Here is a 17,501-nt window from a genome sequence, read left to right on the forward strand (position 1 = left end):
CTTGCCCCGGGACCGGCGCGGACGCATAAGGCCGCCGCGTTCAAGGCGGAGCACAGTGATGGCGACGATCATGGCGACGGCCGGGGGCAATCTCGCTCCGACGGTCGACGACGCGCTCACCGCCGCGCTGTTCGATACAGCATTGCCGGGCGAGGCCGAGAGCATCGACGCCGCTACCCGTGCTGCGATCGTCGCCTTCGTCGGCGCGACGGCGGCCCGGCGCGCACCCGGCGGACCCGTACTCGCGCTGGACACGGCATCGGGCTCGGCCACGACTCGCCGCCGGCTGGCGCTGGCCATCGTCAACGACGACATGCCGTTCCTGGTCGATTCGGTTGCTTCGACAATCACCGCTGCGGGACTCGATATCGACCGGCTGCTCCATCCGATCGTCGACGTGCGCCGTGACCACGACGGTGCATTGCTCGAGATCGTCGGCTTCGGCCACGGCGCGGCCAGCCCCGGCACGATCCGCGAGTCGATTATCTACATCGAGTTCGAGCGGGTTTCCGCCAAGGCGCGCGGCGAGCTCCAGGCCGAGCTGACAGCGGTGCTCGGCGACGTCCGCGCCGCCGTCGAGGACTGGCCGGCGATGCTGGCGATCCTGCGCGCCGCGACCCGCGACCTCGTCGAGAATCCGCCGCCGGTGGCGCCGCACATGGCGGCCGAGGCGACCGCCTTCCTCGACTGGCTGGCGGCCGACAACTTCACCCTGCTGGGCGCGCGCCGTTATGCGCTCACCGGCGACCTCGACGATCCGAACTTCGAGGCGTCGGGCGAACCCGGGCTCGGGCTGCTGCGTGATCCCGCCTACCCGATGTGGGACGGCGACAGCGCGCGGACGCCGCCGCAATTGCGCCGGGTCCTGAATTCGCCGGAGCCGCTACTGATCACAAAGTCCGGCGCGGTCTCGACCGTTCACCGCCGGGTCGCGGCCGACCTGATCGCGGTCAAGGGCTTCGACCATGCCGGGCGGGTGATCAGCGAGACGCGCTTCGTCGGCCTGTTCACCTCCGCCGGTCTGGCGATGAGCCCGCGCCAGGTGCCGCTGCTGCGCCGCAAGGTCGGCGAGGTCATCGACGCGCTCGGTTTCGCCAAGGGTGGGCATACCGCCAAGGCCCTCGTGCATGTGCTCGAAGGCTTCCCGCGCGAAGAGCTGTTCGAGGCGAGCCCCGCGCGCCTTAAGACGATGGCGCTCGGGCTATTGTCGCTCCAGGATCGGCCCCGGCCCAAGCTGTTCGCACGTGCCGATCCGTTCGGGCGCTTCGTTTCGGTGCTCGTCTATGTGCCGCGCGACGACTATACCTCCGGGGTCCGCGAGAGCGCCGGCGCGATGCTGGTCGCGGCGTTGGGCGGCAAGCTCGCGCGTTTCGAGGTCGAGCTTCGCGCCGAGGGCCTGGCCCGCGTCCACTACATCGTCGACACTTCTGGTAGCGCGTCCGGCTTCGACGAGGCCGATCTCGACGCGCGCCTGAACGCACTGGTTCGCGGCTGGGACGAGGCGCTTGAGACGGCGCTGGCCGAGGCGTCGGGTGGCACCCGCGCGGCGCGCCTGTCGCTGACCTATGGCGGGACATTCTCGGCGAGCTACCGGGCGCAATATTCGGCGACCGAGGCGGCGGCGGACGTACTGCTGCTGTCAATGCTGGCGGACGAGAACGACCGGGCGGTCGAGATCTACCGCCGCCCCGACGATGCGCCGAACCAGTTGCGGCTGAAGATCTATCGTCTCGGCCAGATCATCCCGCTGTCGGACGCAGTGCCGGTGCTCGAGAACTTCGGGCTGCGTGTCATCGAGGAATTCCCGTTCGACCTGTCGGGCGGTAGCCTCGGCTGGATTCACGATTTCCTGCTCGAGGCGCGCGACGGGGTAACGCTCGACGCGGGCATCCTCAAGCGCTGCGTCGAGCCGGCCTTGCGCGCGGTGCTGCTCGGCGAACAGGAGAACGACGGCTTCAACGCGCTGGTGCTGGCGGCGGGACTCGAGGCCGAGACCGTCGGCTGGCTGCGCGCGTATTTCCGCTACCTGCGCCAGACCGGGGTCGCCTACGGGCTGCAGACGATCGTCGATGCGCTGCTCCGCTATCCGGCGCTGACCAAGGAGCTGGTTGCGCTGTTCCGGTCGCGTTTCGCCCCAGACAGCGGCGACCGCGACGGCACGGCGGCGTGCGAGCGCATCGAGGCCGGGCTCGCCGATGTCACCGCGATCGACGACGACCGCATCCTCAGGCTGTACCGCAGCGTCGTCCTGGCGACGCTCCGCACCAACGCCTTCGTGCCGGGCGGCCCCGAGGCGCTGGCGTTCAAGCTCGACAGCGCACTGGTTCCCGACCTGCCGCCGCCGGTGCCGTACCGCGAGATCTGGGTGTTCAGCCCGCGGGTCGAGGGCATACACCTGCGCGCTGGCCGCATTGCGCGTGGCGGTTTGCGCTGGTCCGATCGCCGCGACGACTTCCGCACCGAGGTGCTCGGGCTGGTCAAGGCGCAGAAGGTCAAGAACACCGTCATCGTGCCGACCGGTTCGAAGGGCGGCTTCTACCCGAAGCAGTTGCCGAGCCCGGCCAACCGCGACGCGTGGCTGGCGGAGGGTACGGAAGCGTACCGGATTTACATCCGGGCGTTGCTGTCTCTGACCGACAATCTCGACGCGGCCGGCACGGTGCTGCCGCCGGCGAATGTGGTCTGCCACGATGCGCCCGACCCGTATCTCGTCGTCGCCGCCGACAAGGGCACCGCGACCTTCTCCGACATCGCCAACGCGATCAGCCTCCAGCACGGTTTCTGGCTCGGCGACGCCTTCGCCAGCGGCGGCGAGCACGGCTACGACCACAAGGCGATGGCGATCACCGCCAAGGGCGCCTGGATTTCGGTCCAGCGCCACTTCCGCGAGCTCGGTGTCGACGTGCAGACCGCGCCGATCCGCGTCGTTGGCTGCGGCGACATGTCGGGCGACGTGTTTGGCAACGGCATGCTGCTCAGCCAGACGATCCACCTGCTGGCGGCGTTCGACCACCGGCACATCTTCCTCGATCCCGAGCCCGATGCTGCGGCCAGCTTCGCCGAGCGCCAGCGCATGTTCGTGCTGCCGCGCTCATCGTGGGACGACTACGACAAATCCGTGATCTCGGCAGGCGGCGGGGTCTATCCGCGCAGTCTCAAATCGATCCCGATCAGCGCGGCGGTGCAGGCGGCGTTGCACGTCTCCGCCGACCACCTGTCACCCGACGAGCTGATCGTCGCCATCCTGAAAAGCCCGGTCGACCTGCTCTGGTTCGGCGGCATCGGGACCTATGTGAAGGCGGAGGCCGAGACCAGCATCGCGGTCGGCGATCGCGCCAACGACGGCCACCGCGTCGATGCGCGCGACGTCGGGGCCAAGGTCATCGGCGAGGGCGCCAACCTCGGGCTGACCCAGGCCGCGCGCATCGAATACGCGGCCAAGGGCGGGCGCATCAACACGGACTTCATCGACAACAGCGCCGGCGTCGACTGCTCCGACAACGAGGTCAACATCAAGATCGCGCTCGGCTCGGAAGTCGCTGCGGGGACGCTGACCGAGGCCGACCGCGACACCCTGCTGGTCGCCATGACCGACGATGTCGCGGCGCTCGTGCTCCGCGACAACACGCTGCAAACCCAGGCGCTGAGCATCGCCGAGCGCGGCGGCGCGGGCGCGGTTGGCGGCTACCTCCAACTCCTCCAGACCCTGGAGGTCAGCGCCGCGCAGCTCGACCGCAAGGTCGAGGGGCTGGCCAGCGACGAGATCCTGATCGCGCGCGCCCGCACCGGCCATGGCCTCGAACGGCCCGAACTCGCGGTCATCATGGCCTACGCCAAGATGGCGATCTACGAGGCGCTGGTCGACTGCACGCTGGTCGACGACCCGAGCCTGGTGCCCGACCTTCACCACGCCTTCCCGCGCGCCATGCACGAGCATCACGTCGCCGCCATCGACGGCCACCGGCTGCGCTCCGAGCTGGTCGCCACCAAGCTGGCGAACGCGCTGATCAATCGCGGCGGGCTGACTCTGCCGTTCGAGCTGGCCGAGGAGATGGGCGTCGGGCTGTCGGAGGTCGCGGGGGCGTTCGTCGCGGCGCGGTCGCTGTTCGACTTTCCGGCACTTTGGGATGCGATCGAGGCCGCCGACGTGCCCGGCAGCGTCCAGCTCGACCTTAACGTCGCGGCGGTTGCGGTGCTGCGAACCCAGATGGCCGACCTGCTGCGCTCGGGCCATGGTCTCACCCCGACGGTGCTGGTCGAGCGACTGCGCCCGAGCATCGCGCGGTTGGGGGAAGGTATTTTCGACTTGCTGCGCCCAGAACCCCGCGCCCAGATCGAGGTAATGCGGACCGACCTGACGACGCGCGGTGCACCCCCCGAACTCAGCGAGGTGCTGCTGCGCATTGCGGCGCTCGACGGCGCGGTCGGGGTTGGGCTGCTGGCGGCGGACCTGCACATCGATGCCGCGCAGACGGCACGCGCCTACACAAGGCTCGGCGAGGCGATGGGCCTCGACTGGGCCAAGGGGGCGGCGGCGTCGCTCAACCCCGACGATCCGTGGGAGCGGCTGCTGCAGGCCCGGTTGGTGCGTGATTTCGAGCATCTCCGCATCGACCTGATGCGGCGCATCGTCCAGCCGGACGGCGACCCCGTCGAAGCGGTCGAGGCCTGGCTGACGGCGAAGGAGGACCGCGTCGCGCGTGTCGCGGGGCTCGTCGCGCGCGCGCGGTCGGGGTCGGCGGTGACGACGGCGATGCTGGCGCATCTGGATAGCCAGGCGCGGTCGGTGCTGGGGGGGTAGCCCCTCAGATCGTCCGCGACACGATCTCGCGCATGATCTCGCTCGTCCCGCCAAAAATCCGCGTCACCCGCGCATCCCGCCACAGCCGCGCGATCGGGTACTCGTTCATATAGCCCGCGCCGCCGTGGAGCTGGAGGGCGACGTCGCACGCCTCCCACTGCAACTCGGTGTGCCATAGCTTGGCGGCAGCGCCTTCGGCCGCGGTCAGCTCGCCGGCTAGATGCCGCTTGATCGCCCAGTCGAGGTGGGCCCAGCCGACCTGCAGCTTGGTCTTCAAGGTCGCCAGCTCGAACTTGGTGTTCTGGAAATCGAACACCGTCTTGCCGAACGCCTTGCGGTCCTTGGTGAATTTCACCGCCTCGTCGAAGGCGCGCTGCGCCCCGGCTTGCGCCGACACCGCGATCGACAGGCGCTCCTGCGGCAGCTGGCTCATCAGGTACGCGAAGCCCTTGCCCTCCTCGCCGAGGCAGTTGGTGATCGGTACGCGGACGTCGTTGAAGAACAGCTCCGAAGTGTCGGCGGAATTCTGGCCGATCTTGTCGAGGTTGCGGCCCCTAGCAAAGCCGTCGCGGTCGGCCTCGACCAGGAGCAGTGACATGCCCTTGGCACCGAGTTCCGGGTCCGTCTTGGCGACGACGATGATCAGGTCCGCCGACTGCCCGTTGGTGATGTAGGTCTTGGAGCCGTTGACGACATAATGGTTGCCGTCGCGGCGCGCCGTGGTCTTGATGCCTTGAAGGTCGGAGCCGGTGCCGGGCTCGGTCATCGCAATCGCGGTAATTGCCTCGCCGCTGATCATCAGCGGCAGCCATTTGGCCTGCTGCTCGGGGCTGCCGTAGTTGACGATATAGTCGCAGACGATATCCGACTGTAGCGTGATCCCTGCCGACGACCCGGCATAGCTCAATTCCTCGTCGATCACCGCATTGTAGCCGAAATCGAGGCCGAGGCCGCCGAGGTGCTCGGGGATCGTCGGGCACAGCAGACCGGCATCGCCGCATGCCCGCCAGAACTTCCGGTCGACGACCTTCTCGTGCTCGTAGCGGTCGAGGTTGGGGATCAACTCACGGTCGAAAAGCTTGCGGACGGTCTCGCGAAACTGGCCGTGGTCGGCGTCGAATGCGGTCCGGGTCGAGGTGTCGAGCATGGCTGAATCTCCCGCATACGGAAGTGCCGCAGGTTGACGTGCGCGTCAACCACCGCCGGATTTCATTAACGAATGCTCAATATTAATAGAGTATTTAGGAAGTGTTCGGGCACAGGGTCGGTGCAGGACCAACAAGAAGCAAAAATGGGTCGCGTCGCAGCGAAACCTAGCCGCCTCACAGGCGCGGCGCTTCATGAGGACCGACCAATGGCTTCACCACCCAAAAAATTTGCGATGCAGCACAACCTCGGCGACCGCCGGGGCATGGATGAGGCGGTCGCCGGCGGCTACGGCCGCTTCGGCCGCATGTTTCCCGACCAGATTGGCATCGAATACAACGAGGAGGCGCTCTGGCAGCTCGCCGAGACGATGATCAAGAAGGAAGATCCGGGGCAGTTCTTCAATTTGGGAGACGAGGACGAGAACCCGACGATCCCGGCCGGGTACACATATTTCGGGCAGTTCGTCGATCACGACCTGACGCTCGACCAGACCGGTATCGGCGAACGCGAGTCCGATCCCGGAGCGACTTCCAATTTTCGTACGGCACGCCTTGATCTCGACTCGGTCTACGGTCGTGGTCCGTTCGGCAGCCCCCATCTTTACAGCAACGATTTCACGCTGCTTACCGGCGCCGACATCACCCCGCCCAAACCAGGCCCGGTGCAGACTCGGCACGACCATCTGCGAGGCCCAGCCGACCACGCCCTTATCGGCGATCCTCGCAACGACGAAAACAACATCGTCGCGCAGATTCACACAGCGGTTATCGCCTGTCACAACAAGGTGATGCGGACGGCGTCGCTCATGGCGGGGGTCCATCAGCGCTGGGAGCGGTTTCAGCGCGCGGCGCAGATCACTCGCTGGCACTACCAATGGGTCGTCGTTCACGACTTTCTCGCGAAGGTGACGCACAAAGCGATTTACGCCGATGTGATGAGTTCGGGCAGTCTGCCGCGACTGCGTTACTACAACGCGCCCAGCGCGAAATATCCGTACATGCCCATCGAGTTCTCGGGCGCGGCGTACCGGTTCGGACATTCCATGGTACGACCGAGCTATGCGTTGAACGCTGTCGTCGGTGTCGACCAGGAGCATCCGATGCAGCCGGGGCAGATCCAGAACCGTCGCATCCCGATATTCGATGCGGCACAATCCGACGTGCATGGCGACCTCCGTGGTTTCCGAAAGATTCCCGCAGCGTGGGGGATCGACTGGGGCTATTTCCTGAAAATGCCTGGGCGCATGCCCGAAACTCAGCATCTCGGCGCAGGCGCGCTGCAGCCGTCGTATCGGATCGACTCGCTGCTAGTGCGTGGTCTCGCCGTGCTGCCCGACCATATGGCGGAGACGGAACGCAAGCGCAGCCTGCCGTTCCTCAACCTGCTCCGTGGCTCGATGATGCGGTTGCCGAGCGCCGAACAGGTGGCCAGTCGAATGTCGTTGCCGACAGGCGGCGTCGGCACCTTCCCGCTGCTCGATCCGGTAACGATCTGGTCGGCGGGTTCGCGCTTCGCCAAGCCGGTCGAGGACGACCTGACCGAACTGCGTGACCGGCGCGCCGCGCTCGCGCCAATGTTCAAGGACGGCCTTGGCCAGAACCACACCCCGCTGTGGTATTATATCCTGCGCGAGGCCGAGTGGTATTCGACGTGGAGTGCCGATCAAAACGACCCGGAGGGCAGCGGCAAGCACGGCGGCGAGGCGGATATCTTCGGCGGCCATCATCTCGGGCCGATGGGGAGCACGATCGTGCTCGAGACCTTCATGGGGCTGATGATCGCCGATACCACCAGCATCCTTCACAAGCCGGGCTGGCGGCCGATGGTGCCGATCGCCGACCCGACCAAGGATTTCGGCCTCGCCGAACTTATCGAATGGGCCCTGACATGAAATCGGCTCGGCCTGACGCGGTCGTCATCTAAACAGTCGCTGGCCGCCGCTCCACGCAATGCTATAGCGCAACGCGATGGAGCGGTGGCTTTGACCCGGACGAGGCGCGTGTTGGCATGGGGCGCAGGTGCACTGCTGCTTGCAGTGCTGGCCGTCGGGCTGTTGGCGTGGTCGGCGATCAAGGACCTGCCCGACACCGCGACCCTGAGCAAATACACCCCGCCGCTGCCGTCGACGGTGCGCGCCGCCGACGGCACGGTGCTGACCAGCTTCACCCGTGAGCGGCGTATCTACCTCGGCTACAAGGACATTCCGCCGAAGCTGATCGAGGCCTACATCTCGGCGGAGGACAAGACCTTCTTTCAGCACCACGGCATCGATTACGCCGGCATCGTCGGCGCGGTGTGGACCAATCTGAAGTCGTTCGGCACCGACAAGCGCCCGGTTGGCGCCTCGACGATTACCCAGCAGGTGGCGAAGAATCTCCTGCTTACCAACGAAGTCTCGCTGACCCGCAAGCTCAAGGAAGCGGTGCTGGCGTGGCGGCTCGAGAACGCCTTCACCAAGCCGCAGATTCTCGAACTGTACCTGAATCAGATTTTTCTCGGGCGTAACTCGTACGGCGTCGAGGCGGCGGCACAGGCGTATTTCGGCAAGGGTGTCGCCGACCTCGACCTCGCCCAGATGGCCTACATGGCGATCCTGCCGAAGGCGCCGTCGACTTATAGCCCGACCACCGAGCATGGCCGCGAGCGCGCGTCGGCGCGGCGCAATTATGTGCTCGGGCGGATGGTTGCGAACAGCTACATCACCCCCGCCGAAGCAGCCGCCGCGGAGGCCGAGCCGATCGTCGCGGTCAAGGGCTTCACGCCGCGGGTCACCAACGTCGGCGACTACTTCCTGGAGGACGTGCGCCGCAGCCTGATCGACCGCTTCGGCGAGGCGCAGGCGGACGGCCCGAACAGCGTTTACGGCGGGGGCCTGTGGATTCGCACCTCGATCGACCCGTTCATACAGGCAACCGCCGAGAAAGCGCTGCGCGATGGCCTCGTACGCTACGAGAGCGGCAAGCCGTGGCGCGGGCCGCCGGCGCATATCGAGCTCGGCGACGGCTGGCCGACGCGGCTCCGGCAGGCGCGGATCGCGACCGGCTACCCCGAATGGTACCCAGCCGTCGTGCTGTCCAAGGACAGCAATGCGGCGCGGCTCGGGTTCGCCGACGGCACCGAGGGCGAGCTCCCGGCATCCGCCGCGCAACGCCTTCTGGTGGGCACCAATGTCCCCGCCTCGCAGGCGCTCAAGCCCGGCGACGTCATCCCGGTGGCCAAACTCGGTAGCGGCTACGCGCTGCGGCAGGTGCCGCTGATCTCGGGCGGCATGGTCGTCGAGGACCCGCGTACGGGGCGCGTGTTGGCGATGGTCGGTGGCTTCGATGCACGCGCCCAGGCCTTCAACCGCGCGACCCAGGCGCTGCGCCAGCCGGGTTCGACCTTCAAGCCGATCGTCTATGCGACCGCGCTCGACAATGGCTTCACCCCGAGTTCGATCGTCGTCGACGCGCCCTATTGCGTGTTCCAGACCAAGCGGCTGGGGCAGAAATGCTTCAAGAACTTCAGCGGTGGCTATGCTGGGGCGCAGACGATGCGCTGGGGCCTCGAGCAGTCGCGCAACCTGATGACCGTCCGCATCGCCTACAACACCGGCATGGACAAGGTCGTGCGCACGGCCTCCAATCTCGGGATCGGCAAGTATCCGGCGGTGCTCGCGATCGCGCTTGGGGCAGGCGAGACGACGGTGCTGCATCTGGTCAACGGCTATGCCCAGCTGTTCGACGGCGGCCGCCAGCGCGTGCCGACGCTGGTCGACTGGGTCCAGGACAAGAACGGCAAGACGCTCTACCGCGCCGACACCCGCGATTGCGAAGGCTGCGAGGCCGCCGACTGGCACGGCGAGGCGATGCCGCGCCCCGGCGGCGCGCCCAAGCAGGTCATCGACGCGCGTACCGCCTACCAGATCGTCCACCTGATGGAGGGCGTCGTCACCCGCGGCACCGCGATGGGCCTGGCTTCGATGAACCGGCCGCTCGCGGGCAAGACCGGCACCACCAGCGGCCCGAACGACGTGTGGTTCGTTGGCGGCACCCCGCAGCTGATCGCCGGGCTCTACATGGGCTACGACCGACCGCGCTCGCTCGGCGGCTACGCGCAGGGCGGTACCATCGCGGTGCCGATCTGGCGGCAGTTCGGCGAGACCGTGCTCAAGGACGCGCCGAAGCTGCCGTTCGTGATTCCCTCGGGTATCCGCATGGTCACCATCGAGCGTCGCTCGGGCAAGCGGGTCTACGGGGTCAACCCGACCGACGAGCGCAAGGCACTGGTGATCTGGGAGGCGTTCAAGCCCGCCAGCGAGCCGCGCCGCACCGGCAGCCTGAAGCAGCAGGACATGCTCGCGGGCAATGCCGGCAAGCGCGTCCGCTCCGACGCCGACTTCCTCAACAACGCGGGCGGCATCTACTGATGAGCCCCTGGCTGCGGCGGGGCTTGGCGCTCGCTGCCGGGGCCCTCGCGGCGACCGGGTTCGAGCCATTCGGGGCTTGGCCGCTGACCATCATCGCAATCGCCGTGCTGATCTGGCTGATCGGCGAGGCCCCCAATCGCCGCGCCGCATTTGGGACCGGCTGGCTGTTCGGCTGGAGCCACTTTGCGGTCGGGCTGACGTGGATCGCCACCGCCTTCACCTACCAGGCCAAGATGCCCGCCGCGCTCGGCTGGGTCGCCGTCATCGGGTTGGCGATGTTCCTGGCGCTCTACACCGGCTTCGCGGCATTGATTGCCTCGTTCGGACGCAGTCGGCTGGGCCGGGCGCTCCTGCTCGCGCCGGCGTGGATGCTCGGAGAGTGGTTGCGCGGCCACCTGCTGTCGGGCTTTGCGTGGAATCCGCTCGGGGTGGCGCTGATCGATACCGGTGTCGCGCAACTCGCGAGCGCCTTCGGTGGCCTCGGCCTGTCGGGGCTGGTGGTACTGGCGGGAGGTGCCGTCGCCATTGGCGCGACCTACAACCGCGTGACGGCGATGCTGACGTTCGGAGCGCTGTGCGGGTTCACGCTGCTCGCGGGCGTCCTTGTGCCGGACGCGCTGCCGCCCACCACGACGATCGTCCACCTTGTCCAACCCGACATCGGACAGTCGGAGAAATACGACCCGGCGCTCGAACAGGAGCATTTCCGCCGCTACCTTACCCTCACCCGCAACGCTCTCGCCGCACCCCATGCTCCCGCCATCGTCGCCTGGCCCGAGGCCGCAATCCCGTTCGAGGTCGAGGACGATCCGCAGGTTCGCGCCGTGCTGGCAAGCGTCCTCAAGCCCGGCGACCTGCTGATGTTCGGCGGCGAGGCGCTGGTCCGCGACACGCACGGCGAGATCACCGCTGCGACCAACAGCCTGTTCGTCCTCGACTCGGCCGGCATCCTCCACGGCCGCTACGACAAGGCGCACCTGGTGCCACTCGGCGAATATGTGCCCGCACGCGGCATCATGGAAGCGATCGGCCTGGCACGCCTGACGCCGGGCGACATCGACTTCCTGCCCGGGCCCGGTCCACGGACGCTGGCGCTGCCTGGCTTTCCCGCCGCCGGCATCCAGATCTGCTACGAGATGATCTTCCCGGCGCAGGTCGTCGACGAGGCGCACCGCCCGGCATGGATCCTGAACGTCTCCAACGATGCGTGGTTCGGCCCATCGGGACCGGTTCAGCACCTCGCCCAGGCCCGGCTGCGGGCGATCGAGGAGGGGCTGCCGGTCGCCCGCGCCACACCGACCGGGGTCAGCGCACTGATCGATCCGCGCGGGCGGCTCCTTCACACCGTCGCCCCGCACGTCATGGGGGTGATCTCGGCACCGCTGCCCGCGCCCCTGCCGCCCACACCGTTCGCGCACTTCGCCCACTGGACCAGCCTCGCGTTCGGGCTGCTCCTCGCCGCCGCTGCTGCATGGACAAGCCGCAGGCGGATATAAGGATAGCTTTATATCCTTGCGGGGGCCGCGCCGTTTGGCCTAGACGCGCCTTCGTTCACCAGTCCTACCTCCGGAGCTCCAGATGGCGCGCAGCAGCTTCCTCTTCACCAGCGAGTCGGTTTCCGAGGGGCATCCCGACAAGGTTGCCGACCAGATTTCTGACGCCGTCGTTGACCTGTTCCTCGCCGGCGATGCTCAGGCCCGCGTCGCCTGCGAAACCATGGTCACCACCCAGAAGATCATCGTCTCGGGTGAAGTCCGCTCATCTGACCGCACCCTGATCGACGAGCACGGCGTGCTGACCGAAGACGGCAAGAAGCGCATCGAGGCGGTGGCGCGCGCCACGGTCAAGCGCATCGGCTATGAGCAGGAGGGCTTCCACTGGGAGACCGCCGAGTTCGAGAACAACCTGCACGCCCAGTCGGCGGAGATCGCCCAGGGCGTCGACGCGTCCGGCAACAAGGACGAGGGCGCCGGTGACCAGGGCATCATGTTCGGTTACGCGACCGACGAAACGCCCGACTACATGCCGGCGACGCTGCACTACTCGCACCGCATCCTCGAGCGGCTCGCCGCCGACCGTCATTCGGGCGCAGCACCGTTCCTCGAGCCCGACGCGAAGAGCCAGGTCACGCTGATGTACGAAAACGAGGTGCCGGTCCGCGCCACCGCCCTCGTCGTCTCGACCCAGCACGCCGCCGACTATTACGACCATGACGGCAAGGGTAACCCCGCCAAGTACAAGGAACTCCGCGACTACGTCGTCGGCGTACTGAACGATGTGCTGCCCAAGGGCTTCGTCACCGACGAGACGGTGATCTACGTCAATCCGACCGGGCGCTTCGAGATCGGCGGCCCCGACGGCGACTGCGGGCTGACCGGGCGCAAGATCATCGTCGACACCTACGGCGGCGCCTCGCCGCACGGCGGTGGCGCATTCAGCGGCAAGGACCCGACCAAGGTCGACCGCTCGGCCGCCTACATCACGCGCTACATGGCGAAGAACATCGTCGCCGCCGGCCTCGCGCGCCGCGTCACCATCCAGCTCAGCTATGCCATCGGTATTGCCGAGCCCCTGTCGCTGTACGTCGACACCCACGGCACCGGCACTGTCCCCGAGGCGGCAATCGAGGCGGCCCTGCCGCAGCTCGTCAAGCTGACCCCGCGCGGCATCCGCGAGCACCTCGGCCTCAACAAGCCGATTTACGAGCGCAGCGCCGCCTACGGCCACTTCGGCCGCACCCCCGACACCGAAGGCGGCTTCTCGTGGGAGCGCCTCGACCTCGTCGACAAGCTCAAGGCCGCGGTCTGAGCGACGATAGCCTAGGCGACGGCGGGTCTGGCACGGGCCCGACCAACCACGATGTGACCGACCCGACCACGACCCGGCGGCTGTATGGCCGCCGTCAGGGCCATGCCCTCAGGCACGGCCAGGCGGCGCTGGTCGAGGCGCTGCTGCCGCAGGTCGTGGTGCCGCCCACCGGTCCGCTCGATGCGACGACGTTGTTCGGGGATGCCGCCGGCGCGAGGCGTCCCCTGTGGCTCGAAATCGGCTTCGGCGGCGGCGAGCATCTCGCGGCGTTGGCGGCGACAAACCCCGACGTCGGGGTGATCGGCTGCGAGCCGTTTCTCAACGGCGTCGTCAGCGCGCTCAACCACATTCGTGACGGCGAACTCGAGAACGTCCGGCTTTATATGGGCGACGCGCTCGACGTTCTCGACCGGATCGCCCCCGCCAGCCTGTCGCGCGCCTTCCTGCTCCACCCCGATCCGTGGCCCAAGCTGCGCCATGCCCGGCGTCGTTTCGTCAATCCGGGTCCGCTCGACCTGCTCGCCGACCGCATCCGCCCGGGCGGCGAACTGCGGATCAGCACGGATCATCCGATTTATTTGCGCTGGACCTTGATGCAGATGGCGGTTCGGGGCGATTTCAAGTGGGTCGCGGCTGGGCCGGCTGATTGGCAGCTGCGCCCGGACGATTGGCCCGCAACGCGCTACGAAGCCAAGGCACGCCGTCTTGAGCATGAGGTCTGGTATCTTCGTTACCAGCGCGCTTGAGTATAGAGTCCGTTCGGCGCTGTTACGATTTTATCGATGCGCAGAGTGCGGCAAATAAGCTCCCCTGGCACCCCGCAATAATTCCAGTAAATGCGGTGAGCAGTTTTGTACGATATAGAACTGAACAGGAATTCGTGGGTGCTTATTTACCACTCGTATGACGGAAATATTGAAACAGGTCCGTAAGCGTACCGACAACGTTCCGCTTCGGTTCCAGACATGCTCATGCTAGAGGGCAAAAATCGCCAGTCTGATTTCCGGGCACTGGCGGCCGAGAGAGTTTTTTCTCCCGCCCCGAATGACGGGGTGGGAATGTCCGGACCGGACCAGGAATCGCTAAGAAACATACTCCTGTCGCGGCTTTCAGCGGCGGATTACGAGCTTCTACGTCCGAACCTGATGGCGGTCGATTTGTCGATCGGCGAGACGCTGATCGAGCCCGATGCGCCGATCACCTACAGCTGGTTTCCCGAACACGGCATCTGCTCGCTGATCTCGTCGACGGCAACCGGCCGGCAGGTCGAGGTGGCGCTGGTCGGTCGCGACGGCCTGGTCGATACCGCCGTCGTCCACGGCACCGACCGCACGCCGTTGCTGTGCTTCGTTCAGATTTCCGGCCATGGCTGGCGCATCCGGGCGGACGCGTTACGCAAGGCCGTCGACAGCAGCCCGACGCTGGAGAAATTGCTGCTCGCTTACGCCCAAACAGTGTTCATCCAGGTTGCGCACACCGCGCTCGCCAATGCCTCGCACACGATCGGGCAGCGCCTCGCGCGCTGGCTGCTGATGTCGCAGGACCGCCTCGGCGAGCCCGATATCCACCTGACACACGAGCGCTTGTCGCTGATGCTCGGGGTGCGCCGCGCCGGCGTCACCGTCGCCATCCAGACGCTGGAGCGCGCCGGGCTGGTCGCGGCCCGGCGCGGGGTCGTCAGCGTCATCGACCGTGCCGGCCTCGAACATCATGCCGGCGACGGCTACGGCACCCCGGAAGGCGAATACGAGCGGCTGATCGGCGTCTCGATCGCATAACACGCCTTGCCACACATTGGCCCGTACTAGCCTGCGCGGTTTGTTGTGCACCGCGCTTGCGTGCGGGCCGGCGACCCCCGACAGTCGCCAGCGTGACGATCATCCTCGCGACCTGGGAGCTCGGCCGAGCCTTCGGCCATGTCGCGCACGTCGCGCCGCTTGCCCGTGGCCTGGCGCGGCGCGGGATCGCCACCGCCTTTGCGGCGCGTGACCTGCTTACCGCGTCGAGCCTTAGTGATCGGCCCTTCGCACGTATCCTCCAGGCCCCGATCCACCAGCGCAGCGTGCCTCGCACCCCGACGTTAACTTACGCGCGCGCCATCGCCGACGGCGGCATGGCCGACGTCGACACTGCCACCGTATTGGTTGCGGCGTGGCTCCAGCTCATCGACGGCGTTCGTCCGGACGCGTTGTCGGCAGAGTTCGCGCCCGCCTCGCTGCTCGCGGCGCACGTCGCGGGTCTCCCTGCCGTCCGCGTCGGCACCGCGTGGGCCTGCCCGCCCGCAAGCGAGCCCTTGCCCAGCCTGATGCCGTGGTTGCCCGACGACCCTGCGGCGCGGACCGCGGCGGGTGCGGGCGCGGATGACGTCGTCCGCACGATCTGCCGGCGCTTCGGCGCGCCGCTGCTCGACGGCCTGCCGGCGCTGCTCGCCAAGTCGCCGCGGTTCCTCGAAACCTGGCCGGAGATGGACCACTACGGCGCTGCATCGGGTGCCACTTACTATGGCGCAATGACCGGGCTGGCTGCGACCGCACGTCCGGCCTGGCCCGACGCGAGCGGGCCGCGGACCTTCGTCTACATCCCGGGCGACCATGCTGGAGCGGTGCCCCTCGCCACCGCGCTCGCGGCCCTGGGCTGGCCGACCCTGTGGCACGGCCCGACCCCACCGCCGGACTTGGCCTCCAACATCGCCTATACGGCAGCTCCGGTCGACACGGCGCATATCCTTGGCGAGGCTGCACTCTTCGCCGGTCGAGGCGGCCACGCCACCGGCTGCGAGGCGATCCGACAGGCATGTCCGCAACTCGTCATCCCCGACACCCTGGAGACGGCGCTTCTCGGCTGGCGGCTCGAACGACAGGACCTGGCAAAGCTGCTCGGCGAGCGGCCAGCCGCAGCGAACGTGCAAGCCGCGCTGGAAGCATTGGCTGCCGACACCCGTATTGCGGCCGCCGTCACCGCCGCGTCGGCACGCTATGTGAAATACGATCCGTTTGCCGCCGAGGACGAACTCGCGCGCGACATCGCCACCGCCGTCGGTCTGGCATGATCGAAGATTGCCCCGGCCCCGCCGTGCGCCCTGGCATTAGCCTTGTCCTTGCCGTCGCGGCAGCGCTCGTCGACGCTGACGGTCGGGTCCTCGTCGCCACCCGCCCGCCTGGCAAGTCGATGGCGGGGCGCTGGGAATTTCCAGGCGGCAAGATCGAGGCCGGTGAAGCCCCAGAGGCAGCGCTGGTCCGCGAACTCGCCGAGGAACTTGGCATCGACACCACTGCTTCGTGCCTCGCACCGGCGGGTTTCGCCAGCCACGATACCGGGGACAAGCACCTGATCCTGTTGCTGTTCGTCTGCCGGCGCTGGAAGGGCACGGCGGTGCCGCTCGAGGGTCAGGAACTGCGCTGGATGCGGGTGCCCGAGCTGTTCGGCCTCGACCTTCTGCCCGCCGATCGCCCGCTGGTCGGCTTGCTCGACGCCTTACTCTGAGCGCCGGCGGAGCACACTCGCCAAACTGACCTGCCCACTTCCGCGCGCCAGCGGCTTCGGCTGCGACGACGCCGGTGCCCATCCAGTCAGGGTTATGACATCGATCGCCACCTCGATCCGCCCGTCCGCCCCGGCGCGCTTAGAAAACCGCCGCGCCGCGTCCGCCAGCACGTCGCGGCGCAGCGGCACGCGACCCATCAGGATATTGCCCTCGCCGCTGCCGTGGAGGTCCCCCAACGCCGCGAACAGATTGTCGTAGCGCACCGCCAGCCGATCGATATCGACCACCGGCAGCGCGAACCCGGCGCGGTTGAGCAGTGCTCCCGCCTCGCGCGCGTCGACCATCGGCGCGACCCGCGCCGCCGCCCGGCCGGTCAGCGCGCTCTCGGCCGCCAGCAGGTCGGCGCGCAATTCGCCCAGCGTCGCGCCACCGAACAAGCTCGCCACGAACAAGCCGTCGGGAACCAGCACCCGCCGCGCCAGGAGCAATGCGCCGGGCAGGTCGCCGACGTTCTGAAGGGTGCCTGCCGAGACGACGAGGTCGAAGCTGGCATCGGCGAAAGGGAGACGGTCCTCGTCGCCAACGACGTCGAAGCCCATCCCGAGGCCGAGCCCGACGGTCTGCGCTCTGGACGGCAGCAGCTCAGCGACGTTTCCTCCCAGATCGAGCACGCGCGCAAATTCCCGCCGCACCGCGGTCAGCCGTTCGGCGACGTTCTCGGCCAGCGCGCGGTGCAGAAAGTCGTGCTTCGCCCGCGTCGCGCTGACCCGCAGCGCCTGTGCCCGGCGGGCCCGACGGTCGAAGATGCTGGCCGACATGTGCCGCCTATGCCCGAGGCCGAGCTGCGGTGA

At 67.7% G+C, this 17,501-nt stretch carries 11 protein-coding genes; 9 read left to right on the forward strand and 2 right to left on the reverse strand.

Translation table 11 applies throughout. The annotated features are described in order from the left end of the window. Positions 1-70 precede the first annotated feature (70 nt). Positions 71-4,801, forward strand: coding sequence for an NAD-glutamate dehydrogenase (locus KX816_01915; protein ID QXQ08350.1), 4,731 nt, complete (start codon positions 71-73; stop codon positions 4,799-4,801). Positions 4,802-4,805: 4 nt separating this feature from the next. Here KX816_01915 and KX816_01920 read toward each other — a convergent pair whose 3' ends face one another. After that, on the reverse strand, positions 4,806-5,948 hold the full coding sequence (locus KX816_01920) for an acyl-CoA dehydrogenase family protein (protein QXQ06847.1): 1,143 nt from the start codon (positions 5,946-5,948) through the stop codon (positions 4,806-4,808). A 144-nt stretch (positions 5,949-6,092) separates the two neighbouring features. On the opposite strand from KX816_01920, the gene KX816_01925 reads away from it, so the two are divergent. The 8 genes from KX816_01925 to KX816_01960 all read left to right on the forward strand — a co-directional run bounded on the left by KX816_01925 (position 6,093) and on the right by KX816_01960 (position 16,649). After that, positions 6,093-7,841, forward strand: coding sequence for a hypothetical protein (locus KX816_01925; protein QXQ06848.1), 1,749 nt, complete (start codon positions 6,093-6,095; stop codon positions 7,839-7,841). A 132-nt stretch (positions 7,842-7,973) separates the two neighbouring features. After that, the gene (locus KX816_01930; protein QXQ08351.1) at positions 7,974-10,358 is read left to right on the forward strand and encodes a PBP1A family penicillin-binding protein; all 2,385 of its coding nucleotides are present in this window, start codon (positions 7,974-7,976) and stop codon (positions 10,356-10,358) included. After that, complete coding sequence (lnt, locus tag KX816_01935) at positions 10,358-11,854, forward strand: apolipoprotein N-acyltransferase (GenBank protein QXQ06849.1); 1,497 nt, start codon at positions 10,358-10,360, stop codon at positions 11,852-11,854. The genes KX816_01930 and lnt overlap by 1 nt, the downstream gene beginning before the upstream one ends. An 82-nt stretch (positions 11,855-11,936) precedes the next feature. After that, the gene (gene metK / locus KX816_01940; protein ID QXQ06850.1) at positions 11,937-13,166 is read left to right on the forward strand and encodes a methionine adenosyltransferase; all 1,230 of its coding nucleotides are present in this window, start codon (positions 11,937-11,939) and stop codon (positions 13,164-13,166) included. A 53-nt stretch (positions 13,167-13,219) separates the two neighbouring features. After that, entirely contained in the window at positions 13,220-13,912 is a 693-nt protein-coding gene (gene trmB / locus KX816_01945; protein ID QXQ06851.1) for a tRNA (guanosine(46)-N7)-methyltransferase TrmB, read from the forward strand. Between the two features lie 399 nt (positions 13,913-14,311). Then, positions 14,312-14,944, forward strand: a complete 633-nt coding sequence (locus KX816_01950) for a Crp/Fnr family transcriptional regulator (protein ID QXQ06852.1) — start codon at positions 14,312-14,314, stop codon at positions 14,942-14,944. A 92-nt stretch (positions 14,945-15,036) separates the two neighbouring features. Next, entirely contained in the window at positions 15,037-16,215 is a 1,179-nt protein-coding gene (locus KX816_01955) for a hypothetical protein (protein QXQ06853.1), read from the forward strand. Then, positions 16,212-16,649, forward strand: coding sequence for a (deoxy)nucleoside triphosphate pyrophosphohydrolase (locus tag KX816_01960; GenBank protein ID QXQ06854.1), 438 nt, complete (start codon positions 16,212-16,214; stop codon positions 16,647-16,649). The genes KX816_01955 and KX816_01960 overlap by 4 nt, the downstream gene beginning before the upstream one ends. On the opposite strand, the gene KX816_01965 is transcribed toward KX816_01960, so the two are convergent. Beyond that, complete coding sequence (locus tag KX816_01965) at positions 16,641-17,468, reverse strand: class I SAM-dependent methyltransferase (protein ID QXQ06855.1); 828 nt, start codon at positions 17,466-17,468, stop codon at positions 16,641-16,643. The two genes, KX816_01960 and KX816_01965, sit on opposite strands and share 9 nt — an antisense overlap. Between the last annotated feature and the right edge of the window lie 33 nt (positions 17,469-17,501).

The organism is Sphingosinicellaceae bacterium, assembly GCA_019285715.1.
Lineage (GTDB): Bacteria > Pseudomonadota > Alphaproteobacteria > Sphingomonadales > Sphingomonadaceae > Glacieibacterium.

What these genes read in the sequence shown, in the direction of transcription:
- KX816_01915 (QXQ08350.1), top strand. Translation starts at nt 71, where the DNA reads ATGGCGACGGCCGGGGGCAATCTCGCTCCGACGGTCGACGACGCGCTC.
- KX816_01920 (QXQ06847.1), bottom strand. Translation starts at nt 5,948, where the DNA reads ATGCTCGACACCTCGACCCGGACCGCATTCGACGCCGACCACGGCCAG.
- KX816_01925 (QXQ06848.1), top strand. Translation starts at nt 6,093, where the DNA reads ATGGGTCGCGTCGCAGCGAAACCTAGCCGCCTCACAGGCGCGGCGCTT.
- lnt (QXQ06849.1), top strand. Translation starts at nt 10,358, where the DNA reads ATGAGCCCCTGGCTGCGGCGGGGCTTGGCGCTCGCTGCCGGGGCCCTC.
- metK (QXQ06850.1), top strand. Translation starts at nt 11,937, where the DNA reads ATGGCGCGCAGCAGCTTCCTCTTCACCAGCGAGTCGGTTTCCGAGGGG.
- KX816_01950 (QXQ06852.1), top strand. Translation starts at nt 14,312, where the DNA reads ATGGCGGTCGATTTGTCGATCGGCGAGACGCTGATCGAGCCCGATGCG.
- KX816_01960 (QXQ06854.1), top strand. Translation starts at nt 16,212, where the DNA reads ATGATCGAAGATTGCCCCGGCCCCGCCGTGCGCCCTGGCATTAGCCTT.
- KX816_01965 (QXQ06855.1), bottom strand. Translation starts at nt 17,468, where the DNA reads ATGTCGGCCAGCATCTTCGACCGTCGGGCCCGCCGGGCACAGGCGCTG.